The sequence below is a fragment of the Marinobacter zhejiangensis genome, assembly GCF_900114775.1.
GTDB lineage: Bacteria > Pseudomonadota > Gammaproteobacteria > Pseudomonadales > Oleiphilaceae > Marinobacter > Marinobacter zhejiangensis.
Genome location: NZ_FOUE01000002.1, coordinates 742,783 through 767,085, shown reverse-complemented (window position 1 = coordinate 767,085; position 24,303 = coordinate 742,783). Strand labels below are relative to the sequence as shown.

General features: G+C 48.1%; 32 protein-coding genes. 26 read left to right on the top strand and 6 right to left on the bottom strand.

Annotated elements, in window-relative coordinates; translation table 11 throughout:
• Positions 1 to 14: 14 nt before the first annotated feature.
• A complete protein-coding gene (locus BMZ67_RS08910; RefSeq protein WP_139214352.1) occupies positions 15 to 971 on the top strand; it encodes a hypothetical protein in 957 nt (318 codons plus the stop codon).
• Positions 968 to 2,686 (top strand): RNA-directed DNA polymerase, encoded by a 1,719-nt coding sequence (locus BMZ67_RS18505; RefSeq protein ID WP_139214351.1) that lies wholly within the window; start codon positions 968 to 970, stop codon positions 2,684 to 2,686. Before BMZ67_RS08910 ends, BMZ67_RS18505 begins: the two co-directional genes overlap by 4 nt.
• A gap of 37 nt (positions 2,687 to 2,723) precedes the next feature.
• Here BMZ67_RS18505 and BMZ67_RS18680 read toward each other — a convergent pair whose 3' ends face one another.
• On the bottom strand, positions 2,724 to 3,284 hold the full coding sequence (locus BMZ67_RS18680) for a transposase (RefSeq protein WP_245749937.1): 561 nt from the start codon (positions 3,282 to 3,284) through the stop codon (positions 2,724 to 2,726).
• A gap of 549 nt (positions 3,285 to 3,833) precedes the next feature.
• On the opposite strand from BMZ67_RS18680, the gene BMZ67_RS08900 reads away from it, so the two are divergent.
• From BMZ67_RS08900 to BMZ67_RS08865, 9 genes are all read left to right on the top strand, one after another.
• The gene (locus tag BMZ67_RS08900) at positions 3,834 to 4,103 is read left to right on the top strand and encodes a type II toxin-antitoxin system Phd/YefM family antitoxin (RefSeq protein ID WP_092021742.1); all 270 of its coding nucleotides are present in this window, start codon (positions 3,834 to 3,836) and stop codon (positions 4,101 to 4,103) included.
• Positions 4,104 to 4,403, top strand: coding sequence for a type II toxin-antitoxin system RelE/ParE family toxin (locus BMZ67_RS08895; protein ID WP_092021741.1), 300 nt, complete (start codon positions 4,104 to 4,106; stop codon positions 4,401 to 4,403).
• An 8-nt stretch (positions 4,404 to 4,411) separates the two neighbouring features.
• Complete coding sequence (locus tag BMZ67_RS08890; RefSeq protein ID WP_092021739.1) at positions 4,412 to 4,876, top strand: GNAT family N-acetyltransferase; 465 nt, start codon at positions 4,412 to 4,414, stop codon at positions 4,874 to 4,876.
• Between the two features lie 288 nt (positions 4,877 to 5,164).
• On the top strand, positions 5,165 to 5,845 hold the full coding sequence (locus tag BMZ67_RS08885) for a class I SAM-dependent methyltransferase (protein WP_092021737.1): 681 nt from the start codon (positions 5,165 to 5,167) through the stop codon (positions 5,843 to 5,845).
• A gap of 42 nt (positions 5,846 to 5,887) precedes the next feature.
• Positions 5,888 to 6,346 carry a hypothetical protein gene (locus BMZ67_RS18500; protein WP_139214350.1) on the top strand — a complete coding sequence of 153 codons (459 nt, stop codon included), beginning with the start codon at positions 5,888 to 5,890 and terminating at the stop codon, positions 6,344 to 6,346.
• A 55-nt stretch (positions 6,347 to 6,401) separates the two neighbouring features.
• Positions 6,402 to 7,121, top strand: a complete 720-nt coding sequence (locus tag BMZ67_RS08880) for a YwqG family protein (protein WP_092021735.1) — start codon at positions 6,402 to 6,404, stop codon at positions 7,119 to 7,121.
• A 64-nt stretch (positions 7,122 to 7,185) separates the two neighbouring features.
• Positions 7,186 to 7,674, top strand: a complete 489-nt coding sequence (locus BMZ67_RS08875) for a hypothetical protein (protein WP_092021733.1) — start codon at positions 7,186 to 7,188, stop codon at positions 7,672 to 7,674.
• A 129-nt stretch (positions 7,675 to 7,803) separates the two neighbouring features.
• The gene (locus BMZ67_RS08870) at positions 7,804 to 8,283 is read left to right on the top strand and encodes a hypothetical protein (RefSeq protein WP_092021731.1); all 480 of its coding nucleotides are present in this window, start codon (positions 7,804 to 7,806) and stop codon (positions 8,281 to 8,283) included.
• Positions 8,270 to 8,602 carry a hypothetical protein gene (locus tag BMZ67_RS08865; RefSeq protein WP_092021729.1) on the top strand — a complete coding sequence of 111 codons (333 nt, stop codon included), beginning with the start codon at positions 8,270 to 8,272 and terminating at the stop codon, positions 8,600 to 8,602. Before BMZ67_RS08870 ends, BMZ67_RS08865 begins: the two co-directional genes overlap by 14 nt.
• Before the next feature lie 530 nt (positions 8,603 to 9,132).
• Here BMZ67_RS08865 and BMZ67_RS08855 read toward each other — a convergent pair.
• Positions 9,133 to 9,399 carry an Imm17 family immunity protein gene (locus BMZ67_RS08855; protein ID WP_092021725.1) on the bottom strand — a complete coding sequence of 89 codons (267 nt, stop codon included), beginning with the start codon at positions 9,397 to 9,399 and terminating at the stop codon, positions 9,133 to 9,135.
• A gap of 278 nt (positions 9,400 to 9,677) precedes the next feature.
• Between BMZ67_RS08855 and BMZ67_RS08850 the strand changes: the two genes are divergently transcribed.
• The 3 genes from BMZ67_RS08850 (at position 9,678) to BMZ67_RS08840 (ending at position 11,854) form a co-directional block, all read left to right on the top strand.
• Entirely contained in the window at positions 9,678 to 10,667 is a 990-nt protein-coding gene (locus BMZ67_RS08850; RefSeq protein WP_092021723.1) for a hypothetical protein, read from the top strand.
• A gap of 225 nt (positions 10,668 to 10,892) precedes the next feature.
• A complete protein-coding gene (locus BMZ67_RS08845; protein WP_139214349.1) occupies positions 10,893 to 11,534 on the top strand; it encodes a hypothetical protein in 642 nt (213 codons plus the stop codon).
• A 2-nt stretch (positions 11,535 to 11,536) separates the two neighbouring features.
• Positions 11,537 to 11,854, top strand: a complete 318-nt coding sequence (locus BMZ67_RS08840) for a hypothetical protein (protein WP_092021719.1) — start codon at positions 11,537 to 11,539, stop codon at positions 11,852 to 11,854.
• Positions 11,855 to 11,884: 30 nt separating this feature from the next.
• On the opposite strand, the gene BMZ67_RS08835 is transcribed toward BMZ67_RS08840, so the two are convergent.
• Positions 11,885 to 12,859 carry a tetratricopeptide repeat protein gene (locus tag BMZ67_RS08835; protein WP_092021717.1) on the bottom strand — a complete coding sequence of 325 codons (975 nt, stop codon included), beginning with the start codon at positions 12,857 to 12,859 and terminating at the stop codon, positions 11,885 to 11,887.
• A gap of 398 nt (positions 12,860 to 13,257) precedes the next feature.
• Between BMZ67_RS08835 and BMZ67_RS08825 the strand changes: the two genes are divergently transcribed.
• The gene (locus tag BMZ67_RS08825) at positions 13,258 to 13,773 is read left to right on the top strand and encodes a P-loop NTPase family protein (protein WP_092021713.1); all 516 of its coding nucleotides are present in this window, start codon (positions 13,258 to 13,260) and stop codon (positions 13,771 to 13,773) included.
• Positions 13,774 to 13,856: 83 nt separating this feature from the next.
• Here the strand turns inward: BMZ67_RS08825 and BMZ67_RS08820 are convergent, their stop codons facing one another.
• Positions 13,857 to 14,342 carry a hypothetical protein gene (locus BMZ67_RS08820; protein WP_092021711.1) on the bottom strand — a complete coding sequence of 162 codons (486 nt, stop codon included), beginning with the start codon at positions 14,340 to 14,342 and terminating at the stop codon, positions 13,857 to 13,859.
• 9 nt (positions 14,343 to 14,351) lie between these two features.
• Positions 14,352 to 14,951: an imm11 family protein gene (locus tag BMZ67_RS08815; protein ID WP_139214348.1), complete on the bottom strand. Its 600-nt coding sequence runs from the start codon at positions 14,949 to 14,951 to the stop codon at positions 14,352 to 14,354.
• Positions 14,952 to 15,523: 572 nt separating this feature from the next.
• Here BMZ67_RS08815 and BMZ67_RS08810 point away from each other — a divergent pair.
• From BMZ67_RS08810 to BMZ67_RS08770, 10 genes are all read left to right on the top strand, one after another.
• Positions 15,524 to 16,135, top strand: coding sequence for a DUF1643 domain-containing protein (locus tag BMZ67_RS08810; RefSeq protein ID WP_092021707.1), 612 nt, complete (start codon positions 15,524 to 15,526; stop codon positions 16,133 to 16,135).
• 32 nt (positions 16,136 to 16,167) lie between these two features.
• Positions 16,168 to 17,163, top strand: coding sequence for a DUF4917 family protein (locus tag BMZ67_RS08805; RefSeq protein WP_092021705.1), 996 nt, complete (start codon positions 16,168 to 16,170; stop codon positions 17,161 to 17,163).
• A gap of 101 nt (positions 17,164 to 17,264) precedes the next feature.
• A complete protein-coding gene (locus tag BMZ67_RS18495) occupies positions 17,265 to 18,068 on the top strand; it encodes a hypothetical protein (protein WP_139214347.1) in 804 nt (267 codons plus the stop codon).
• 264 nt (positions 18,069 to 18,332) lie between these two features.
• Positions 18,333 to 18,839 carry a hypothetical protein gene (locus BMZ67_RS08800; RefSeq protein ID WP_139214346.1) on the top strand — a complete coding sequence of 169 codons (507 nt, stop codon included), beginning with the start codon at positions 18,333 to 18,335 and terminating at the stop codon, positions 18,837 to 18,839.
• A 65-nt stretch (positions 18,840 to 18,904) separates the two neighbouring features.
• Positions 18,905 to 19,303, top strand: coding sequence for a hypothetical protein (locus tag BMZ67_RS08795; protein WP_092021703.1), 399 nt, complete (start codon positions 18,905 to 18,907; stop codon positions 19,301 to 19,303).
• Between the two features lie 76 nt (positions 19,304 to 19,379).
• Positions 19,380 to 19,721, top strand: coding sequence for a hypothetical protein (locus BMZ67_RS08790; protein WP_092021702.1), 342 nt, complete (start codon positions 19,380 to 19,382; stop codon positions 19,719 to 19,721).
• Positions 19,699 to 20,112, top strand: coding sequence for a hypothetical protein (locus BMZ67_RS08785; RefSeq protein ID WP_139214345.1), 414 nt, complete (start codon positions 19,699 to 19,701; stop codon positions 20,110 to 20,112). The genes BMZ67_RS08790 and BMZ67_RS08785 overlap by 23 nt, the downstream gene beginning before the upstream one ends.
• Before the next feature lie 239 nt (positions 20,113 to 20,351).
• Positions 20,352 to 21,056: a hypothetical protein gene (locus BMZ67_RS08780; protein WP_217642473.1), complete on the top strand. Its 705-nt coding sequence runs from the start codon at positions 20,352 to 20,354 to the stop codon at positions 21,054 to 21,056.
• Between the two features lie 80 nt (positions 21,057 to 21,136).
• Positions 21,137 to 21,643: a GNAT family N-acetyltransferase gene (locus BMZ67_RS08775; protein WP_092021700.1), complete on the top strand. Its 507-nt coding sequence runs from the start codon at positions 21,137 to 21,139 to the stop codon at positions 21,641 to 21,643.
• 90 nt (positions 21,644 to 21,733) lie between these two features.
• Entirely contained in the window at positions 21,734 to 22,111 is a 378-nt protein-coding gene (locus BMZ67_RS08770; protein WP_092021699.1) for a nuclear transport factor 2 family protein, read from the top strand.
• A 59-nt stretch (positions 22,112 to 22,170) separates the two neighbouring features.
• Here the strand turns inward: BMZ67_RS08770 and BMZ67_RS08765 are convergent, their stop codons facing one another.
• A complete protein-coding gene (locus tag BMZ67_RS08765; protein ID WP_092021698.1) occupies positions 22,171 to 23,052 on the bottom strand; it encodes a LysR family transcriptional regulator in 882 nt (293 codons plus the stop codon).
• A gap of 104 nt (positions 23,053 to 23,156) precedes the next feature.
• Here BMZ67_RS08765 and BMZ67_RS08760 point away from each other — a divergent pair, with 104 nt between their 5' ends.
• Complete coding sequence (locus tag BMZ67_RS08760) at positions 23,157 to 24,275, top strand: FAD-dependent monooxygenase (protein WP_092021697.1); 1,119 nt, start codon at positions 23,157 to 23,159, stop codon at positions 24,273 to 24,275.
• Positions 24,276 to 24,303: the final 28 nt, after the last annotated feature.

The following is a 24,303-nucleotide window of genomic DNA, read 5'->3' as shown; positions in this document are numbered from 1 at the left end:
ACAAGGGTAGATACTTGAAAAATAGATTTATAAAGACGGAAAATCTGCCAGACAGCTTATGGTGTAATAAGTCAGAAAATATTTTACTACCAAATCAGCTTGTCGACCTATGGAAAGGACTGTTGAATGAAAATTCACTTATGGATCTAGCTAAGGAAAAGGCTCCTGAGGGTTTTGAAGGTGGTATATCGAAAGAGGATACCGATAAACATCTTGCTTGGCGTTATAATGGGTCGTGCGCGCGAGTAATTTTGTCATTATTAGATCCTAAGGCAAAACTGGCAGATGTTTCTGATGCTTATGCTTCAATATTTGCAGGAAATAGGGTTTTTGTCGCCGATCTCCCAAGTGGTTCTGGTGCTGCAATAATCAGTATACTTTGTACCCTTTATGAACTTAGAAAAAGTAACGTCCTTCCACGCCATCCGTTAGAAATTAAAATTATAGCTGGAGAGATATCTGAGACTGCCAGAGGGTATTTACAAAAACAGCTAGAGGATTTGAAAGAGAAGCTTGAAGATCAAGCAATATGGATAAAATTTGAAATACTGAAGTGGGACACATTAAGCAAGGTAAGTACGGTTGATTTAATTAAGCGAATGACTCTTTTAAGTCATGATTGTCATGCAAGGATGCTCTTGCTTACTAATTTTACAGGTTTCCTTGAGAGCTCTGGCAACTGGAAAAAAGCCAAGCCCCAATTTGATGATATTTTCTTACATAGCAGAGACTCTATGAGTACTGCCATTTGGATTGAGCCTCAAAGAAAAAATGTAGTTACTTTCTTTGCTAGAGCTATTAAGTGGCTCAAAGAATCATTTATAAACTTGATAGGAAGCCAAGCAGGATTAGAAGATTCTAGTTGGTATGCGCAGACAGAGGTTATGTGTAAGCAACCAATTAAAGAAGGAACCTTCCCTGTAAGATTGACTGTTATGAGATTTGATCTTCCTGTTGAGGTTCAAGAATGAGTAATGAACTTGCTGTCAAAGCCCTTAATCAATATCGCAGAAGGGATATATTTCCATACCTTGCACTTCGGTACTATTTAGAAAGTTCAGTTGGACGGCAAAACCGCTGGGTTAAAGAAGTCTGTACTAGGCTAGCGACTCATAATGAGAGTTTTGGGTATCTAAGGATGTATCATTTTAAAGATATTTCTGAAGGTGATTTTATACACAGGGATATATATGTCCCAGCACCTAGCGAAGCTTTGGCTGAAGTGGCGTTAATTAATGAACTTTCTAAGCATGAAGTTTTCATCCCAAAACCATATGTTTATAGCTATCGGTTATCTTCTGAGAAAGAAAAAAGTGGTGTATTTAAGCCATACTTTGATGGCTTCAGAGAAAGGCACAAGTCTATATCAGATTCGTGTTGGAAAACTGAAAATGGATTAGTCCTATATACTGATATTAAAAAATTTTATCCAAGCATAACTTCAGCAGATGCTGTGTCTGCTTGGAAAGAAGCGTGTCAAAAATCTGAATTAAATAAAAATTACGAACGGCTTGGCCTTAGAATACTTCAAAATCACATGAAGGTCTCCGAGCAGGATGGAACTGGAAAGGGTTTACTAACTGGCCCGACGTTTAGTCATCTGATCGCTAATTTATTACTTGATCGTATTGATCAGGAAATGAATGAGGTTTCAAATGGAAACTACTGGCGTTATGTTGACGATGTTGTTTTTGTGGGAACTGCTGAGCAAGTTTCTTCGTGGAGAGAAAGGCTTGAGGTGAAATTTAATGAACTCAACCTAGTACTTCATGATGGAGATAAAGATTTTCAAGTGTCATGTGAAGAATGGCTCGAGGGGGAGTTTGATTTTGATAACTCTATTGGGAATGATTGGGTTTCCTTAATAAGTGATGTAAAGAGATTTTTGCTAGCAAACCCATCAAAAAAGGATGCGTTACAACAAATTTTCCAGAAAAACAACATTCGAATTCCTATTGTTGATTATTCCGATGCCGTTAAAGATTCAAATTATTTACAGAAATTTCAAAATTGGGTGCGTAAGTATAAGTGGGCAACTAAGTCTGTAAAGTCAATAACTCTAAATGGCTTGCTAGCCCAAGCAAAGAAGTGCGAGGAGTCTTTCTCTGCAAGATTAGCAGATTTGCTGACGGTAGATTACTCATCGTCACCATATACAGAAAAAAGAATGACACCAAAGCTTAGATACTTGTCTGGAAGGCTACTGTATTTATCTAGCAGAGAGTATTTAGGTGAAATGGGTGAAATATTAAAAAATAGGCCTGACATGTATTTGATAGCTAAAACTATGGAAGCCGTTTCATCCAGGGACTTTACTCATGTTTTATCTATGGGAGTAAATGCCACGCATTCTGCTGCTCAACTTGTTCGTGCTGAAGGAGGTGAGCCTGTTAGGATTGATAGTGATATTGATTTATCTCCTGTCACAGAACAATCTTTGGCAGTTTTAGTAATTAACGGTATCCAGCATAATTACAAAGCAACAAATACAGAGTTAATTCAACTAGTTTCATCAATTGGCATGAAAGATCTCATGAAATCAAAAAATAGCTTTATTAGAGAGTTTGCGTGTCTTCATGGGCTGAGTGAACCAAGACACCAAGAATTCTTGAATAGTAGTTTTGATAGGGATGAGGAACTAGCTATGGATGTGCTAAATCAATTGCAAAGGTCTAGTCATTGCTAGTAGAGCTAACAAGTGACTGTGGTGTCAAACACTATATTTAAGCCAAGTTTTCCCGCCACGGTTCCTGGTTTTTCATCATGGTATTGAGCACCACAATCATCTTCCTCATGCAGGCAATGAGGGCTACTTTGGGGATCTTCCCTTGGGCTTTAAGGCGTTCGTAAAAGCGTTTGAATATGGGGTTGCACTGAATAGAAGAAAGCATGGCCATGAACATGACAGTGCGAACCCTATGGCGGCCACCTCGTATTCGCCGTTTGCCGTTTGCCGTTTGCCGTTTGCCGTTAAGCTTGCCACTGTCCCGATTGATGGGGGCAACACCAACCAGAGCGGCAATCTCTTTTCGGTTGAGTGAACCGAGTTCTGGGAGTTCACTGAGGAGCGTGTAGGCAAGAACTTTCCCAACACCAGGGACACTGGTCAGGATCTCAGTTTTGGTGCGCCAGTGATCGACTTTGGCGACCTCCTGATCGATCTGCCGGGTAATCATTTCGATCTGGCTTTTTAACATCCTGAGCATGCTGTTGATGGAACGGTGGAGCGTTTTGGGATGTTTTTTCGGGTATTGGTTTGAACTCTGGCTTGAGTGTGGCGGCATACCGGGCAATGACCTGGGCATCGATACGGTCAAGTTTTGGCGAGGACACCGATCGCTTGCGCATAGCGTCTGACGCTGATGGGGTTGGCAACAATAATGGGTAGGCCAGCCTGATGACAGGCTTGAACCAGAGGGTGTTCGACGGCGTAGCCCTTGAGGATTCTGACGAACCTGCGGATGTGGGCTTCGCTGTTGGGGTTTGGACTTCCGTGTTGTTCATAATCAGCTGACTCTGCCTTGCTATTAGGGCTCGAGGCCCCGATGACTGTTCGAGTTATCGCTTGAGAGTCATGCAACGCTACGCGCTTGTTATCGGTCTCTCGTTAGAGGAGCCGGCCATGCATCGAGCTGCTTCATGAAGGCCCCCAGCGGCCACTGGGGGTGGGCCTCAATTTACCCAGAACACGGAAGGGATTGTCCATACAAGCCAAAGCAGCAGGGACAAGCTACACGTTGTTTTGCTCGCCCCTTTTTGGGGCGTTGTGTTTCTTGACCGCACCTGTTAACAGGTGCTATTAATGGCACCAAATCGTTGGCCAGGTAATCACTATGCAAGTGAAATTTTCCGAGGATGTCATTCCTTTATCAGACCTGAAGATCAATCCCGGAAAGGTGATTGGTCGAGCGCAGGATACGCATCGCCCAATCCTGCTTACCAGTCGTGGCCGCGGCATAGCTGTTGTTCAGGGGCTCGAGGATTATGAGAGAACCGTAGAGGAATTGCAGTTTGTAAAGGCAGTGGCGCAGGGGCTTATGGATGTTCGCGAGGGCAACACCGTATCGTTGGAGGACGCCAAGAAAACGTTGGGCATCAAGTAAATGGAATTACGCATCGCACAGTCCGCTCTTGAAGACTTAAAGGCTATTCAGGAGCATTACAGAGAGCAGGATGTGCCACATATCGGTGATGATTTCGTGGCTGCTATCCTGGAGCATTATGGAATGCCTCAAATCCACCCTGATGCTGGCCGAGTTGTTCCTGAATTCAACCTGGATCATATTCGCGAATTGATTCACGCGCCATTTCGTGTTGTCTACCTCAGGCAGGCTAAAGAGGTTGTGCTCATCCGAGTCTGGCGGAGTGAGAGGCAGCTCGAATTACCAGAAAACGAAACATAACCAGGCCTATGATTTCGGTGAAACTGAGGAATCTTCGTCACCAAGATAAAGAGGCTGTCATTTCTATGCTTCGAGACCCGCAGGTAATGCGGTTTCTTGGGCCTCGTCGCGCCCTGGCTGAAGATGAGGCAGATTCGTGGTTTGAGAGTGCGCTTACTAACCCGACCCGCTTCGCTGTAGCCAACTCTGATACTGACGAGTTCATCGGGTTCTGCGGCATTAAACAGATAGATGGTGTTCCGGATTTCGGCTATTTCATCAGATCGGAGTTTTGGGGCAACGGCATAGCTGCCAAGGCATGCGAGTTGGCAGTTGAAAGGCTATCCTCCGAGATCGATTTCGATACCGTTCAGGTTTTCATCGCGGATGACAATGTGGCTAGCCAAAGAGTAGCTCAAAAATTGGGATGGCAGGCCACGCACAATGGTGCTCAGGATGGAGAGCATGGCCGATACTACCGAATCACCATGTAATCAGGCGGTCAACCGGACGCCAAAAGCCAACCGCTTTTGGTTCCCTCCGCTGCGCTCCGGTTACCATCAGCGTTGATATGACTCCCCACGATAATGACGGGCGGTGGCTTACCCTCAACCACAGGAAAACCCGCAACTTCCACCGATCTGAATTGAAAAGCGGCCAACTCGGTAAGATACGAGGTATGGGGGCAGTTAAAGGGGTCAGATCGATTTTTGAATAATCAATCTGTCGCCATGAGCCGAGCATTAGTACCGAAAGTCTTCTAACTCTGAAGGGACTCTAGGATGAGTAATCGTTCTGATCAATCAACCGATTTAGCGCAGAGCTGGATTGCGAATGCCGACGTCTGGACAGCCACCGTACGTGAAGGCGGCATTGAAAGCCGCCGACTCGTAACCGACCAATCCATCATCAACGCTGTGCTCGCGCAACAACCACGGCGAGTGCTCGACCTAGGCTGTGGCGAAGGTTGGCTGGTTCGGGCGCTGGCCGGGCAAGGTGTTGACTGCGTTGGAGTGGATGGTTCACCTAGGTTAATTGATGCAGCTCGGTCTGCGGGGGGCGGCCTATTTCACGTCTGCACATATTCAGACCTCGCCGACGACTGCAGTCATATCGGTAACGGCTTCGATGTTGTCTCGGCTAACTTTGCCATACTCCATGAGGACGTTGCTGCGCTATTGCGAGCCCTCAGGCAACTGCTTGTTCCACGAGGAAAAGTGGTGATCCAGACTGTACATCCTTGGTCGGTGGAGGGTGCTTATTGTGACGGTTGGCGAGAAGAAGATTTCCGGAACTTCAAAGGCTCATGGCAGCGCATGCCCTGGTACTTTCGCACGCTCGGCTCGTGGGTCACCGTATTACGTGATTGTGGTTACACCATCATCGACTTGGTTGAGCCTCTCCACCCAAACACGCAGTCGCCCATGTCTTTCCTGGTCATCGCGGAGTCAGGAAAGTGCTAACAGGGGCAATAACGGGGTCAGCGTCAGGCTCTAAGGTTAAATATGTATAACAAAACAATTGAATTGTTTCCTTTTGGAACCTTAAAAGCTAAAGGTAGATCGAAGGTATGGCAAGCGTCAGTAACAATACCTCATTTGGGGGGAGATTTTGACGTTGTAATCAGGGGGACCCCTGAAGGGCCTCTGGCAAGTCAAACTACTGCGTTTTCCAAACTAATAGAGCCGAATCTAGCTGTATGTGATGAGATTACCAATAAGGTAACTGCTTTCATTAATTCATGCGGTATCATCCCGTCCAATACTACAGTGGATTGCTCAAATGTATGGTCGTTTATTACGCCAGAGCTGATAGAAGTTCACGAAAGTAATTTCTATAGCTTGGGCGAAGGTGAATTAGGAACCAATGTTATTTCGATTGGCTACTTAACCCCTTGGACCGAAGATCAACTGATACAGGTTCCATTCCTGAATGGTGAAATAGGTACTATTTATAGCGAGTGAGTTTTAAATTGGTTTTGGCCGGATCATTAAGACTCGATGTGTAAAGGACTACAGAATGAACCAGGATATCCTTCAAGAATTTATTGATGGTGATGATGAACTTTCAGTTCATAGAGACTATCTAAAAAAACTGACAATCCCTAATGTTGATATCACTATTTCAAGCGACATACCGAAGGATCACGATAGCCGATTCGCTGGCTCCCCTTTAGTTTCAGACGATTTTGTGTGGCCCTCTCATGATATCGGTGAGTATAGGTTTCTCGGTCAGATCAACTTCGCGGATATCAAGAACGGCCCCGATGAGCTTCCCAAGAAAGGCGTGCTCTCCATGTTCTACGCCTATGACGAGGACGGGGAGATATTCTGGGGAGATGACGGCTACGTTTTGGGGTTTTATTGGCCAGATATTGAGCAACTGCATATGTACCCGGATTCAGCCAATCATATTCAGGCAAAAAAGATAGGTTTCGAGGTCGGCGTTGAAATCCCAAGGCATTCTGACCTAAGAAATGACTGGCCTTTTGACACTGAGGCACTGTATGACTTAAAGGATCTCGGTTCGTTTAGTGAAGATTATCTTCTCGGCTATCCCTCCTATTTCACACTGGCCTACGACCCAACGCCGGGAGAAGGTTGGATTTCCCTGATTACCCTCACTTCGTATGATGAGCTTGAGTGGTGTTGGCATGACGGTGATAAGCTAATGGTTTTTATAGAGAAGGAAAGATTGGCAAAGCAAGACTTTGGTCATTTAAAGGCAGATGCAGGATAACCACCTGGCACGCCAATCAGGCCAGCCGCAGAGCCGAGCGTCAGCCATCAAAAAGTGAATGTTTATGTACTTTGATCTCACATCCTTTCCGCACCCAATGAAGCGTGTCTATGATTTGGCCGAAGCGCTTAGGAGGAACCCTGAGCACATAAAGGCTGCGCAAGAAATGACGCTGAACGTCAATAAGCCGCTTCTTGGCCTCAAAGGAAGGCATGGGCTTTTTGGTTCAGACCAGTGGTGGGAAAGCATACGTTCCGGGCACCTCGCGGTAAAAACGGTTTCTGGCGTTATTCAGGAGATGGCATTTGCGGGACAAGATGCAAGATGGGGAAACCAATCCAACAGCTTCAAGCTAAAGCTTGAAGATGGTTCCGTTTTGCTTGAATCGATGTACGCCCACGAGAAAGCCGACCGAAAGCTATTTCGGCCAGGTGCAACCGTAGTCATTGCCTATGTCTTGGATGAGTTGAAAAACCAGCCGGCCCAGGATGGTGGTGTTAACTATGCGGAATCTGTGCTGGACATGCTTGTTTCTATGCCGTCACATGACTAACACGTCGTTAAGGACCCACGAATTTTAGGCTCATATCAGGCGCAGACCCTGACTGTTGCCCTCCCCGGCCTGACAACAAGACCTGACCTCGAAATACACGGACTAAAATCATTAAAGGAATGTTGAAAGATGGTAGCGTCGATAACGTTTATACTTGGATTAGCCTATTGCTTTATTGGCCTGGGATTGACCGGTTACGTTGGAAATGAGGTTTCAATACCGAGTGAAGGAGTGTTCAGCGACTACCCTTGGTTATTTCACCTGTTTTACTCCATCATCGTCGAAATTCTCACGGCGATCGTTCCTGCATTGATCATTGTCAGGCTAAACCATAAAAATGGTATGGCCTTGGCAACAGCCGGCGCGGCAGTGATCATACCTCTGACAATCTATTATCTTTATATTGATTTCGCCGTCACAAACCAGTTGTCTGGCGATAATTTATTAAGCGTCACCCTAACAACCACTGTTTCAACATTGATTTTTGTTGGGGTGCTGCCTTTGGTCATTGCCGGCATGAAAAGAGCCCGCGCTCTAACCCGTCAAGGCCGAGAACAGCACAAGCAGCCTGATAATGCACCAAGCACTCCTGAGCATGTACAGCTTTGAATTACTGAACGTTGAGGATCATTTCCAGTTAGGGAACATTGGGCTTACCGTTGTTCCCAGTTTATCTGTTGCCGGAACCGGGAGGTGGAATGATTTTCACACCACCATGAAGGTAATAGCTCCTGACGGCACTGAGTCTGTTCATCAGGCTCACGTCGGCACCTGGCATTTCAATATTCGTGACGTAAAGGCGGGTATTGACTGCAGGTGGCGGATCGTCATTAGTTTCCCTGAAGCCGACAAAGCACAAATACCGGTGGGGAGTATCGTTTACGTGTCAGAAGCCGACGGCTTAAGGCTGCAAGGGCAACAGGGTTAACAAACTGACGGGAGAAGGCTGAAAGACTCGCCAAGCCTTTATACGGCTCGTTTAAAGAGTTGTTTTATGATTCAGATGCATAGCCGATTTTAAACGCTAAGGACTTAAGATGATCGTTCGTCCCAAGGTTACGATGAAGAAGGAAGCTCGCCCAGTCCATCGCATTCACTGCGGTGAATGTAACTGGGAACTGTTGATCGCTTCGCAGGCAGATTCAGAGATTAAGTGCTGTTCCTGGTGTGGGTGGGAAGATTTGGAGATCAGTAAGGTATCTGCGCAAGGAGGCTTCCAGGAAATGAACTGTGACGTTCATGGCGATTTTACGGTGGTTTTACCAAGCCCTGACATCGACCCATTAGACTTCATGCCGGACCTGTTTTGCCCATTTTGCAAGTAGCCGCTGAAAGCATGGGAGTAGCCTTTACCGTTCCCGCTTCCCTTTCTGAGGGCGAGTGACTAGCAGAAACTTAAAATCGAACGACGGCGTCACCAATCACTAAAACCCGGACCATCCCCCACTCTGCCCAGGCTTAGTATGCAACCGCAATCAAGCAGCCAGCAAAAATAATAGCCATCGCCAACAGCCCCATCAGTACCCTGGCGACGGTCCTTCCAAACATACGGCTGATGGTCGCTATGTTAAAAAATCCGTTACCGCCCTCAAGCACCCAGTCCGAATCAACAATAACAGCCACCAACAAGAGCACGCCCAAACCAGCAATTACAGAGCCAGCCAAAGTGCCATCATTACGGATACTCTCAAACAAAGACTCAAAAAAAACGCTTATATCATCCATTTTTAACTCACAGCCAAAAGAGATGCCTAAAAATGCGTAGGCGGCATTAAGGAATACTCTAACCCGTTTTTACTTCCTCGTGCAGAAGTAAACGGCTTAACCTGCCTTCCCCGGAATTCTTTTCTCATTATCGGAATACCATTACAGAGAAACCAGAAAGGGCTCGACACGGATAAATAAACCGACCATTCGCGAGTTTTTTGATCGGCTGCTAGGGTTAAGTTTCAGCGACGCTGACATCCCTACAAATCTCAAAAATAATAACTGGAGAGATTATCGTGAATAACCACATACGCTTCGCCGCCGGTCTGGTGGTTGGTTTTGGCCTTTGTAGTGCTAACGCCCTGGCGGGTAATAACCCTTCCCCTATGGGAAAACCGTTCATTGAGCTGCAGGGGCAGATCATTGAAGTTCAATCAGATATCGCAAGCCTGGAACGCCAGTTCGAAACACTGCGGGACGATGTGACGGGGCTTAACCTGGACCTGCAAGGCCAGATTGATGCGCTGAACGCAGAAATTGGCCAGCTGCAACAAAAGGACCTGGAACTTCAATCAAACCTTGAACGAATGGTTCTCGAACTGGAGGCTCAAGGCACCGCCATCGGCACTCTACTTGCGCAGCTTTCCCAGGTTAACCAGGACATTGTTTACCTGATGAACGCCACGGGCGACAACGCCCAGGACATTGCCACTCTGGAGTCCGAGAAGACCCAGATTCTGGGTGACATAGCGGCCCTTGACGCGGGGCTGGTGTCCGCGATTTCTGAGATTTCGGATAACAAATCCCTGATCACGATGATTGAAAATGAGATTGATGAGCTCGATGCGACCAAGCAGAACGACATCACCGGGCAATGCCCTGAGGGCACCAGCGTCCAGAGCGTCAATAACGACGGCAGCCTGGTCTGCGGAACCACCGATGGAGCCGGAAACCAGATAATTATGGTGATCAGTGATGTGATCTCATTGAGGAACACAACGGACAGCTACACTCAATGCGTTGAGGAATTCCTGGGTATCTGTATCGACTATGAAACGTTCACCATCTACCACTACGACTACGCCTCACCATCGTTGACATGCCCTGTCGGCTTCAAGGCGATCGCAGGCGGCTATCAGTGGTGGAACGCCACCAATGGCAGGCAAACCGTAAAAGTGTTCAGCTCCTATCCCGTTCCCAACGGGTGGCAGTTCATGTTGAAGAACGAACATCAGGGCAATCAGAACTCATACATGAAGGTGCATGTATCCTGCCTGGCCCTTTGAGAGGGAGTGGCAAGTTGAGAGCCTGCCCCCCAGGTACCGAACCGATCAAACTGCTGCACTGAATAGAAAGCCCGGATGCGAAAGCGCCCGGGCCTTTTTATATCCCAGCCCGTTTTGCCCTATCCCACTCGAAAAGATAAAGTGCGCATTCGAGAACGGGCCTCAGATGTCTCACCCCCATCTAGCTAATGGAATTTTACTTGTCAGGTGTTTAAGGGAATAGAAATGAACGTTTCGATGTATCGCAATATGATTTGGTTGGTCGTAGAAAGCACCGATCTGGATGGAATCGTTGACCACCTGAAAGAAGAAGCGGATATCACGTCCATCTCCGACATGGAGTCTGAGGACGATCTGAGGCTTATCTGGAAAACGTCACACCTGGTTGTCGCGGATCTTGGTGGGCTTACCTACGTTGGTGGTTGGGGCTTGCCATTCCGGCAGTATGGTCTCAGGGATACGATGGAAATGCTGGAAGAATGCCTAAGCAACCTTGCAGGATTCGCCGCTCGCTTAAGCCAGAAGTTCGGGAAAACGTATGGCTTTGGCGACCATCAAGGAGGCATCTACAATTTTTGGTTCATTACGGAAGACGGCCAGATAACCCGCAAATACGCGGTGTACCATGACGACATTCGAGAATATGAACAATGCCACATCTCGGCAGGTGAACCAACCGAGGCGGAGGTACAAGCTGCCAACCGCTGCCTTATCCATGGTTTGTCTACACAGGGATGGTATCCGGATGAAGCAAACGTCCGGGAAATCGCCACGAGCTGGGTCCTTGATCCCCAGCAGTTTTCGCAACGGCTGGTCAGGGCCAAGCTGATTGAGTGGAGCCTGAAAAAACCCGGGGCCGGGGTTTAGACATGGTCATTCTAAAGGGTCGTGCAAGAGGCGGTGCGCTTCTTGCCGTGCTGTTGGCATTATCCACACCCGCCTACGCGACCACCCAATGCCCTGTGGAGTTCGGCCAGAAAGACCCTCTGGTCAACGGGCTCGGCTGGCAGCTTGTTGCATTGGGCATTATCGTCGGTGGGCTGCTTTTCTCATACGTCGTCCGCCGCACCCGCAGCATGCGCGGGTTATCCCGCGCGTCTGTAATCGCTCTTGGGTTTGTCGGTATGATGCTCGTGTGGGTCGCCGGCCTGTCCCTGGCGTTGGTGTATTTCTTCCTCCCTTGCTAGGAGGAAAACCAGGCAACCCCCGACACCCTCTTACTCCAGCGATTCCCGGAGGCGATTGGAAGCCCGCAGCAAGAGGACCTCTTCGGCGCTGATGGGCGTCATGCCCCGGGTCTTGTTCAACAAGTCCAGTGCCTCTTGCTCCTCGTCGGTTTTCAGCTTTGCCCGGGCGTACTCGTAGTACACGCCCGGATAATCCGGCGATAACCGCATCGCCCGGTTAAACAGCTCGTCCATCGAAGATTCTTTTGCGCCGTAGGTCATTCGGGCAACCAGGCTTCCGGCTTTTTCGATAATGCCGGACTGAACACCACCAAACAGGGTGACGGCATAGATGTTGTCGGGATCGTCTGCCAGCAGTGCTTCCAGGGTGTCGATGACTTCCGAGGTATAACCGGTTCCCATGGCCTCAGTGGCAGACAGGTTCTCCAGTATTCGTGCCTTACCGTAGGCGTTACCAAACCGGATCATCGGATGGTCAGGCGCCATGGGCATGATGTCCTCCGTCAGGGTGACGACTTCGTTGAGCAGCTGTGTTCGCACATGCTCATCGCTTTCGACCAGCGTTGCGTAAAGCGCCTGGGCATAGAGCCCCGGGAAGTAGCCAGCCGGCCCCAGAGCCAGCCCCAGGTCCCGTGCCTCCTGGAACTGACCGTTAAACAGAAGCGCCCAGGCCCGGCGCAGTTCTCTGGCGTAGGCATCAAAGGAATGGCTCAACTCACCTTCTGACAGGGGCGCCAGTACCGGGTGGGAGCGGGCTGTTGTTCTGAGATGATTCTGGGTGAAGTCGTATAGCTCAGGCCAACGTTCAGCATCTGCCCGTACACTCTCAGCCGTGGGCAGTGGGCCACGAAATCCGTCGGTCAGGTCCGGCCAGTGCTCAGCAAGGTTCTGTTCTGAGTAGCGGAAGGACTGAAGGTCTTCCGGGTAGGGTTGCCAGTTTTGTCCAGCGAAAAGCTGGGGGCTCACGATAATCAGCAGGATCAGGGACAGGGCTTTGTACAGCATGATTGGTTCTCCACCGTTTGCACAATTCCATCACAGGAGCCAATGCCGCCCATTGGCTCAAATTTGGTAAATCTGTGCAGAAACGGCAATTCAGAATTGAAGACGAACAGCAACACAAAGAGTGGCTGGTGCAACAGCAACAGCAGGCTGAAGAGGCGTTTGGCAGCGACGTCGATATGACGACCTACTAGCTTGAGCATAGCCTTACCGATTGACAACCACTCCCCAATCGTCAACGATCGTGAGATGAAAATGAACACTCAACAGCAGACAGCACGAATTACCATCATTCCTTAGGAATGGTGGGCTATGTGATGTGCTTTTGAGTTGCCAAACCCACCCTTGAGGTGGGTTTTCTGTTTCTGCCTCATGGGAATAATCCACAGTAAGGAGACAGCATGAGGAAGATCGCCGTTTTTGGTAAACCAGGAAGCGGGAAATCCACGTTGAGTAAAGCGCTGGCATCAGCAACAGGCATCCCGCTGCACCAGCTGGATTCGATCGTCTATAAAAAGAATGGCGAGCTGGTGGATCGTCAGTCTTATGACGAGGCTCATGGGGACATCCTGTCGTCGGATAGCTGGATCATTGATGGGTTTGGCCCCATCGATTCATTCAACCAACGCCTGCAAGCCGCCGACACGCTGGTCTACATCGACCTCCCCTATTGGACGAGCTATTGGTTCGTGACCAAGCGCCTGTTAAAAGGGCTTTTCGTCAAACCTGAGGGATGGCCGGATGGGAGCTCTGTTCTGAAAGGCACTTTGGAAAGCTATAAGGTGCTACGGCAATGCCCGAAATTCTGGAACGGGCGCATTATTGACCGCCTGGACAGGCTATCGGCCGAGAAGTCGGTGTACATCGTTAGTTCAGTTTCTGAACTGGATAACTTTGTGCGTCAAACCATCGATTAGAGGCAGGCCGTTGAAGGCTAGACATTTAAGGGGCCGGGGTTAATTTGCCCTGCCCCATTCTTAGCCCCTTCTCAGAGCGTTACTTAAACGTCTCGAACCCAAACGTCGTTCACGTGTTTTTTGAGCAGGTCTATGACACTTTGGTGAATAAACACCAGCCCGTAGTCTTCTTCCAGCTTGAATATCAGCCTTTCTTCCAGCGGGATGGAGTCTAACCTGGAGAAATCAAACTCCGTATTTTCTGCATCCATCCAGTTAAGTCTTCCGTGCTGCTTTTCCTGATCGGTGAGCCGGTAAGCCTGATGGATATAGGGCATACGATAGTTTTCGTATACCTTAAGTTGTTCATCAGGGGGCTGACTGGGAGAACAGTCAACCCGGGCATCCAGCCACTCGACCCCAAATGTAACCAGTTGCTCCATTTCTTCCGCGATGCCGGGAGCAATGAACAGTTTTGGAGAAAACGTCATCTCAAGCAGCAAGTCAGGTTCTGCTGATACAGTTGGCTCAGGTGTTGGTTTCAATTCAAAGGCGCTTAAATGGCCTTTCGACAAGATATGGTATTCCATATTTTCCGCTTACCTGACAGGTGCTAATTCAGAGGTATCAAACGGCGTTGCTTCACATAAGAAGTGACGCCCATCGAGCAGGCCTTCCAAAAACTTTTCCGCGATACGACCATCGAAGAAAATGGTGTTTGATTCTCTAACCCTGAAAACCAATCGTTTGTTCAATGGAATTCGCTCAAGCTTCTCGGGGCATATTGCCAGGCGTGAAACGATAGGCGGCCGGTGCGGCTTTGGATTCTCTATGATCCTGCTGCGCGAATAATCTACAGCATCAATGATGTTCTTTACGGATAAGAGATAACGATTCTTCAGAACCCCGTTTTCCCCTTTCAGCTCGACAGGGTAAAACTCCACACCGTAAGGGTCGAAGGACATGATCAGTTCGGCGATCTCTCGGTTAACAACCCTGTCACCCTTGTCCACCATGTCGGGTATATCTTCAACATCAATATCCAGGTCTTCCCAGAGCAAGGGGTTTAACGACGAGCACGGTGTGTATTCGTTTGTTGAGTACAAATACTCTCGCTCGTCAACGTCAGTAAACATGGCATCAGACGACGAAAAGTCTTCAGAAAGTGTCGCGAGCCTAACGTTTTTATCTAACTTCATGTTACTCATCGCGTGTTGAACTCTTTAGCCGATTTCAATCTCAACAGTGGAATCCCTTTCCCCTCACTCCATGAGCCGACTTCCCGGGGCTATTTTCGACTCAGTTCTGCGTTATCTTCCCTGTAAATTCCCGAACGTTCAATTGCTTGTAGAAACCAATCGGGCAACTTTTCCATCAGATGCTGGTGTGTAATTCCATGCTTCCAGACGATTGCAGGCGGGTATGAGTAGTGAAACGCCACCAACGGCAGTTAGACAGCCTTCATGAAGGGTCACGTGTCCTACCTGGCCCTTTGAAAGCCAGCGGATGCAGCAAGTCATACGAAGAGCGCGAGACCTCGCCTACCCGGGCCTTTTATGTTGGTTGAGACGTAATCGCTTGACCGCGCCGTTAATACGCGGTGATATTACAAAAATCGGCGAACCGAGATCGCAACTTATTGAAAGTTTGGCTGGTTTTGGGCATGGATTCTATTTTTTCGTAATAACGACGCGTAATAATAGAGACGTCGCATTTTGGAATAATGAAGCGTTCTATCTAATACGCTGTTACATGCCTCAAAGGAATCAAGTTGAGCACTAAATTCGAAGTTAAAGGCCTCTTTTACGAGTCCAATGGATATAAGTTACGTAAGTATCTAGACATCGCGCGAGTTGGCGTAGAACTCAATGAGCCTGATCTCATGGTTGTAATGATGAATCCTGGTTCTTCTTACCCATTGGACGGAATCGATAATAACTCAGTAGCATCAGAGGCGGAGCCAGACACTACACAACAACAAATTATGAAAGTCATGGATGCGTCAGCATTTAACTACGCCAGAATTCTAAATTTGTCAGACCTCCGTACGCCGGATTCAAATGAGTTGTATCGTTTCTTGAAGTCCGAAGAAAGCAGTACAGTAGAGCATTCTATCTTTTCGCCCAATCGTAAATCTGATTTAGCACAACTATTCGTTAATGGCGTTCCGGTTATTTTTGGCTGGGGTGTAAACCAATCTTTGATTCCTTTGGCCAAACAAGCTATAGACACCTTGCGTATTAGCAGCCCTCTCGGAATTTTGAAACCAAACACTAAATATTCTTACTATCACCCATTACCGAGAGTCTATGCGAAACAACTTGAGTGGGTTCAGCATGTAACAAGTCAAATCAGTCGGACGGCTAACGCCGCCGCTGTTTGAGGCGTTACGCATAAATACAAGGAGATCATGGTTTGTCGTTTGAGATACTCCCTTGGTCAGAAATCTCTGATCAATTCGGCGATAACCTTTTGCTGGGGAATGGTGCAAGCATTGCGGTCGATGAGCGATTCAGATATCGGTCTTTGAAAGAGCATGCAATCGAAAATGGTCTTTTCAGCGAGGATGTGGAAAGCCTCTTTGAATTTTTCCGCACCAGCGATTTTGAGTTGGTTCTGAGAATCGTTTGGCAATCGACCAACGTCAACGCAGCACTTGGTATAGAGGATGACAAAACGGAACAAGCCTACCGTCACGTTCGAGATTGTTTGATTGATGCAGTGAGGGATATTCATCCTGAGTACGGAGAAGTTGAAGATCATCTTCCAGCTATTGCCAGTTTTATGAAGTGTTTCAAAACCATAGTTTCGCTGAATTATGACCTCATTGTTTATTGGGCGATGATGCACGGCAATAAACTAAGAAATGGACACCGATTTAAAGACTGTTTCCATGGCAGGAGCTTTGATGATGACTGGAGTAGGTTTAGAGAGCCATATGGGGATGACAGAGATAGCTCATTGGTTTTTTATCCCCATGGAAACCTAATTCTCGCTAGGGATAAGCTAGAGAATGAGAGGAAAATCGCATCTTCTGGGAGCGGCTTGCTGGAGAGCATACTGGACAAATGGGCTGCTGGTAGCTACGTGCCACTCTTCGTAAGTGAAGGCACAATGGACCAAAAAAAGAAATCCATTAAAACTAGCTTCTACCTAAATACCGTTTACAGAGAAGTTCTTACATCTTTTTCAAATTCTGTTGTTTTTTATGGTTGGGGAGCCGGCGAGCAAGATCAGCACATCCTAGAACAGATTGCTCGGTCAAAACCTCGAAAAGTGGCCTTTTCAGTTCGCGATAACGATCAAGGATACTGCAACTGGGTTAATGAATTGGTCAAACAGGTCTGTGGCGAAGACTGTAGAGTTTTCTTCTACGACAGTGCGAGCGCAGACTGCTGGAATAATGCGTAACAAGTGGGGGAAGTCCAGCCAGCAAGCTGGCTCGGACCTCCACTCCGGCGCTTCGCGCCTGCGTTGCGGCCCGTTATTAGGGCGTTAGGTGCACTTAGAGTATGAGTGATCTTCAAGATCTTATAGATGATTTTGATTTCATAACAGAAATCGCTTATGACTTGTCTCAGCAGTTTGATGGCGTTCAAACTGAGGATAGGAAAAGAAAGGTATCGACATACTATTTAGCTAAAGTGGTACCTGAGTGCATTTCTCTTTTGAAAGTTCTTCCAGGCTCTAGATTTACCAAAGTTGAAGATATCTTTGATTTTCCGTCATTCTGCTCAATTTCTAGAAGCTTAATAGAAGCATCAAATTTACACTGGTATTATTGCGTAGAGTCTATAGATAGCGAATCAACAGATTTTCGTTTTTCTCTTTATGACTACCACGATTATAAATCTACTATACAAATAGGTAATTTCATTGGCGCTGATGAAAATGATTTGGGGATTCTTAAAAAGAGCTGTGAAGATCTGAGGGTCCGAATTAAGGAGCATCCAAAATTTAGTGCTCTCTTGCCTGAAGTTCAGCGACAGATCTTAAAGGGTAGAAAATGCTCAGATCTAAATCAAACAGAAATATGTGAGCATAGAGGTATTGATATAAATACATTTAATGGCGTTTATAAATTACTATCTACCAATACGCATTCGACTCCTTCTGCCGTTAGCACCATTGTTCATACTCGAATTAAAGGCAGTGGCTTGCAACACGCTTTTGCATGTCTAGTTCTCTCATATGTGGCCTCTTTTGTGGCTCATATGGTAAAAACCATAGGAGAATTATGGGAGTTGGAGTTTGCAAAAGAAAAATCGGCAGAAATAATATACCTGTTTGCCGAGAATCTGAGTGAGAGCACCTAACAAATCAATCAATGTCGCCTCACGGCTGGACCTCCTTTCAGTCGGCCCATTATTGAGGCGTTGAGGCTGTAGAAAAAGGTCAGGAGATTTTCCCGATCCGAAGCTGATCAAAAAACAAGCTATAAATAGCGCCGATTCTTAAAATCTGGAGTACTCAACATCGGAAATACATCCAGATTTTGCGTAGGAGCGCCATCGCAAAAAGGGGCGAGGGTTTTTCTACAGCCTCGTTAACATCCGTGAAGAAATAGGAGATTCCCCGCCGTGTGGCAATTGTTGGGAGAAAACGCATCGGAAATCATCGCATTATGCGCTCTCGGTCTAACCTCTTATCAAGCATACCTATCAAGAGCACATAACAGGCTTTCTCTAAAGCCCCATCTTACGCGTTTTACTCATCGCTCCCGTCAGCCTGGTCATGGAGTTCTTGTCTTCGAAATCATGAATAACGGCGTTGGCCCGGCCTTTATCAATTCGTTCGAGATCCTACTCGATGGCAAACGAGTTCAAGATTTAGATGGAGCCTTAAAAGAAGTTCTCGGCCAAAGACAGTTCAACAGCACGGTTGCAACGCTGGGTGACGACTATGCCATGCCGGCAGGAGAAAGAAGAGAGATTCTTATTCTAGCTCTTGGTCTGTCTGATGGGGAGGATTTGTCAGGGATTGAGGAAGAGCTGGATCGCTTTGATCTGATAGTGGAGTATCAATCGGTGTACGGGGAAAAGGCAAAGCTTGATACCCGTACAGAGAAATCCAATGTTAACCAGTAGGTGAAGTCGACCGGTACTCCGCTGCGCTTCGCACCGGCGGCTTACCTTGGCGCTATGAATAGCACATGATCATACTCATCAAGAACGTTATAGGGTTTGATGTTTGCCGAGATGGCGGCACATTAGTCGCTCAGTACGAGGGGTATAGAGGTCGAAAATATTGCCTAGACTTTCCCGTCGACCATAAAGCCATAGTAGAAGATGGGAAATTCATTGATCTTGAGTTCGTAGGCTATAAGAGTCCAGTTCTCACTACTTACAAGCCTGACTTCTATAAAAGCCCGGTTACCGGCATAGAAAGCCCAAAGACATCTGAGAGCAAAAGAGATGTTTCGTGGTCTTATGCGTGCAAAGTTCTCAGTAAGCTCAAACCTTTGGTGGCAAAAGCCAATCTGGAGAGAGAAGATATTTATCAAAAAATGGTTGAGGTAGCTGGCAATGGTGGCGCTAGAAAAAATTCATAACAAGCGCTGTTGTCGGACTTTGGACTTCCGCTGCCCTCCAAACCAGCCGCAAATGCGGGCGCGATGCGTTTAAACCATGAATACCATCGAAGAACTAATCCGGCTCTTAGATTACCTAGATGATGACTACTGGAGCGATGTACTTTGCGGTGATGCTCGGACTATCATCGACCGCGACCCAGAGCTGATAATGAGCAATGTATTACAGCAATGGGAAGACTGGCCAGAAAATCGACTTGAGCATCTGACATACCTCTTGGGTGAAGGAAGATCCGAGGTAGAAAAGCTTCTTATCGAAAATTTACAGAGATCAAAATATAAAACCGTGGTTTTCCGAGCTAAAGAAGCCTTAATTGAGATGGAATCCACGCATAGTGAGGCATTAGGTGTAAAGCATGATGAAAGTAATAGTAGATAAACCTAGGCCAGACTTTCGAGTATTTTTCGATTTACTTTTTGGTCAAGGAAGAAACGTAGACTCAGAAGGAGATGCGTATCCTGTTTTTAGTCGGGAATGGAGAGATTTGTACTTTAAAGACAGAGAAGGCGATGAGCCAAAGGTTGAGATATACGCAGAAATTGGCAATCCTCTTGAGTTTGAGGTGGAGTCGAAGTCGGTACGACTGGAAGAGCTATCTGCCTTGTATCTCTTTCTCTTTTGTGGCGACTCTATAAGCAAAGGTGGTATCGATTTAGGCGTTGATGCAGTAAATCAACTCAAAATCAAGTACTCGGGCGAGCTATTAAGAGCCGAGAATTCCATATGGCATAACTCTAATGAAAACAACCCATACCCAAACATCGCCTAAGAAATTAAAGCAGGCAGCGGGAGATTTACGGTGCGCTTCAATTTCCCCTATTTTCGGCGTTATATTACCGAGTTAACGAAACAGATAATCGGATAAACTTATTTGGCTGGGCCATATTCACTTATGGTGTAGTCGTTATTCTCGTAGTCAATCTATTTAAATCTAGCAAGCGCAAGCAAAACAACTCGCAATAAATTGCGAGCGGTCGTTGCGAACGTTAGCTTACTCAAGGAGGAGTAATGTACCCACCAGCTTATCCCCATGACCCGATTGAGATGCTCTACCCTGGTGTTTATCTGGCACATGGAAGTATCAAGATGGGGCCTGGGATGCGAATGAATCGGAACATGATCATTCTCCAGAATGGAAATGAGCTGACCTTGGTCAACCCTGTTCGCCTGGACGAGGGTAGCCTTTCTAATCTTGATAGACTGGGTAACGTTAAATACCTACTCAGGCTGGGCGATTTTCATGGGCTGGACGATGCCTTTTACCTCGACCGGTATAAGTGTGAGTTCTGGGCACAGGAGGGCCAAGGCACCTATAAAGAGCCGACGCCCACCGTGATAATTTCCTCCGCCACCGAAAGCCCTGTGCCGAACTCCGAGTTTTTCATCTTCGAGTCGGCCAGGTTCCCTGAAGCCGCTTTGCTGCTGAAAGGTCAGAAACTGCTGATTACCACTGACAGCGTGCAATATCACGGTGATTGGAGCTATTTCACCAGGATCACAAAATTTGCGTTCAAACTTCTTGGCTTCAAAATTGGCATTAACATCGGGCCGCCATGGCTGAAGCGGGTAACGCCGAGAGGGGGTTCGATGAAGTCTGATTTCCTCAAACTACTCTCCCTGGATTTTAACAAGCTCGTCGCTGCCCACGGCCGTCCATTAACATCAGGGGCTAAAGACGCGTTGCGTTCAGAAGTAAGCAGAGTGTTCAAGTAAACTAGCAAAGCCACCCAGCGCCTTTGGCCCCACACGGAGGCTGGCATGCCGCACGCATTAACCCTCAGGGAGATATCCGGTTGAGTATTAATATCCGCAAGGAACAACCAGGCGACGTTCAAAGCATCCATGAGGTGACGGTTGCTGCATTTCTTGAAGCACCGCACACCGACCATACGGAGCAGTTTATTGTTAAGGCGCTTCGTGAATCGAGGGCATTATCGGTTTCCCTTGTCGCTGAAGAGGAAGGCCAGATTGTTGGTCATGTGGCGCTTTCTCCGGTTGCCATTTCAGACGATGCCGATCGTTGGTATGGCCTCGGCCCCATCTCGGTCCTGCCCACGCATCAGGGACAAGGGATTGGCTCGAAGCTTATGATCGCTGCCATTCAAGAGCTAAAGAACGTAAACGCCAACGGTTGTGTATTGCTTGGGGCCCCTGACTACTATCATCGTTTTGGCTTCAAGCCTGCAGAGGGCTTGGTGCTTCCAGGTGTCCCACCGGAGTATTTTCAAGCCTTGTTATTACAGGGACGTTCGCCTCAAGGAACGGTCACTTACCATGCAGCCTTTTCTGCAAAGGGTTGACAAGGCGGTGGCATTATCAGAACGGTTATTGAAATCGAGCCCACGTCCGGCCATTACTTTTCACTTGGCATTTAACTGAGGGACGATTTTATGAGCGAGATTCTCGAATCTGAGATAAGGGAACAAGAGGACAACCTCCGAAGGGCAATGCTTTCATCGGACATAGCCCGTCTGGATCAAGCTTTAGCCGAGAACCTGATCTTCACAAACCACCTCGGGCAGCGGGTTGATAAGTGTATGGATCTGGAAGCCCATAAAGCGGGTTTGCTCCGCCTTACTTCAATCGAGTTGTCTGGCCAAAGAATCCTGGTCAGTGGCCAGAACACCGCGGTTGTGTCCGTGAAAGCTGACATTGAGGGCACGTATTCGGGGCACCCTGCAGGTGGGCGCTTTGCGTTTACACGTGTTTGGTCAAAAGATTCAGGCCAATGGCAGGTAATCGCGGCGCACTCGGGCATCGTTGCCTAGAAAGCACTCTGAGCCGACACTGCATTTTACCCTGGCTAATGACAAGAACCGGGCTGGATTTAGGCAACCAGCCCCGCCATCAGATGCTCCAAAAACGCTTTCACTTTCTCCAGGGGGTATCTTCTGCCCGAGTAAAGCGCATATAGGACCAGGTCTTCTGGCTCGCAGTTAACGTCAATCTTGACGAGTGTTCCGTTGTCGATCTCGGCCTGGCAGGCATGAATGGGCAAGACGGCAAAACCAAGCCCTTTCAACGCGGCGGCCTTCGCCAGATTGCCGCTGTTGACCTTGTAGCTCGATTGTACCTGGATGGTTTGATGCTGTTTAAATCGCCAAGGCATGCCTTGCAGTACCGATAAGCTCGTTATGCAGGGAGCGTTGCTCAGTTCCTCCAGAGTGCGGGGCATTGGCTGATGCTCAAGGAGGTGTGGTGCGCCAACCACACAACTTGGCCAGCGCAGGATTTCCCTGGCGACCCAACCAGAATCCTCCAAAGGCCCCCGGCCAAACTGCAACACCACGTCGAACCCGTCTAACAAACCTTCCGTTGGATTCAATTGGGTATCACAGCTCAGTTGTATCTGTGGATTCTGGGAGCAAAAGTCTGCGACGAGTTCCGCCAGGAACGGCAGATCCGGCATGACAATCTTAAGGTGACCAGACAGCGAATCACCGTGCCGCGCCACGTCTTCCAGCGTGTCGTCCATGGCTCGCGTGAGTGGCGTGATGGACTGGAATAGCTGCTTGCCTGCCGCGGTTGGGATCATCTTGCGGGTGGTGCGTTCCAATAGCCGCAAATTGAGTTGCTGCTCCAGTAGCGCCACATGACGACTGACATTGGATGTTGGCAACTGGAGTTGCTCGGCTGCCCGCTTAAAGCTTAGTTGTTCATACACAGCCTGGAAGCTGCGTAACCACTGAAGCTCGATGTTTTCAATCACGATTTCTCTCACTGAATGGGATTAACAATACAATACTACCCTGTTTATCCCAGATAATGGCCTTGAAACAATCTCTACCAAAGCCAGCGAAAGAGGTAGAGCAGATGAATAACCCCCATCGAATAGCCATCGTCGGTGCAGGCGTTGCAGGGATAGCATTGGCGATACTCGCCACCAAACGAGGCTATCAGGTGAGTCTGTACGAACGTGGCAACCGGATCTCGTCCATTGGCGCCGGGGTGACCTTATGGCCAAACGCCCTTTTTGTGTTGCGACAGATGGAGTTACAGACAGAGGTAGAGCGCATTGGGGGCACGCCCCAAGCTATGCGCCAGTTCGATCACTTTGGCACCCTGCAGGGTGAGTTTGATATCAGTAAGGTGAATGCCCTGAGCGGTTTCCCCAGCGTGACCGTATTGCGCCGTGACCTGATGAACCTACTGGCCAGCGCGTTAGATGATCTGGGCGTCAAAATACACTTTGGTTGCCCAATGACGGCGCAGGACATCAGCGAATTGAAACAGGACTTCGAGTTGGTGGTCGGCGCAGATGGTCGAATGAACTCGGTGGTACGTCAGACGTTGTTTCCAAGCGGGGTACGCCCCCGCTACCAGGGGTTTATTAATATTATTGGTATCAGTGAACGGGTGGATGACACTTTGGATCACGCCATTCATGATTTTCGAGGCCCCGGCGAGCGCTTTGGGATTGTCCCGGCCAAAGCCGGCGTGTGTTTTTGGGCCGGAGCATGGAACGCGCCTATCGATAGAGAACGCCCCCTATCCACCTGGTATGATGAAATGCATCAGCGCTTTCAGGGCTGGCCAGACCCGGTAAAGAAAGTGCTGAAAACCTACGATACCGCCTCTCTCAACCGCATTTTCGTTCACGACCTTGATGCCCTGCCCTATTGGCATCGGGACAATGTTCTTATTATTGGGGATGCAGCCCATGCCCCCTTGCCAACCTCAGGCCAGGGTGCATGTCAGGCGCTGGAAGATGCCTGGCACCTTGACCGGCTGTTGGGTGAACAGGGAACCATCGAGGATGCCCTGACGGAGTTCTATCAGCAGCGCATTGACAAGACTTCTGCGGCTCAAGCGGTTGGCAGGCAGGTTGCACAAAGGATTTTTGGACACCACCCTGAACCTCAGCCCCCAGCTACAGGTATCTCGCCCGAGCAATTAAGCCAATTCTGGATGCTGGGGTTAGAGGTGGTTTAAATGGAGCTGATGACAGCGTGACCGAGTC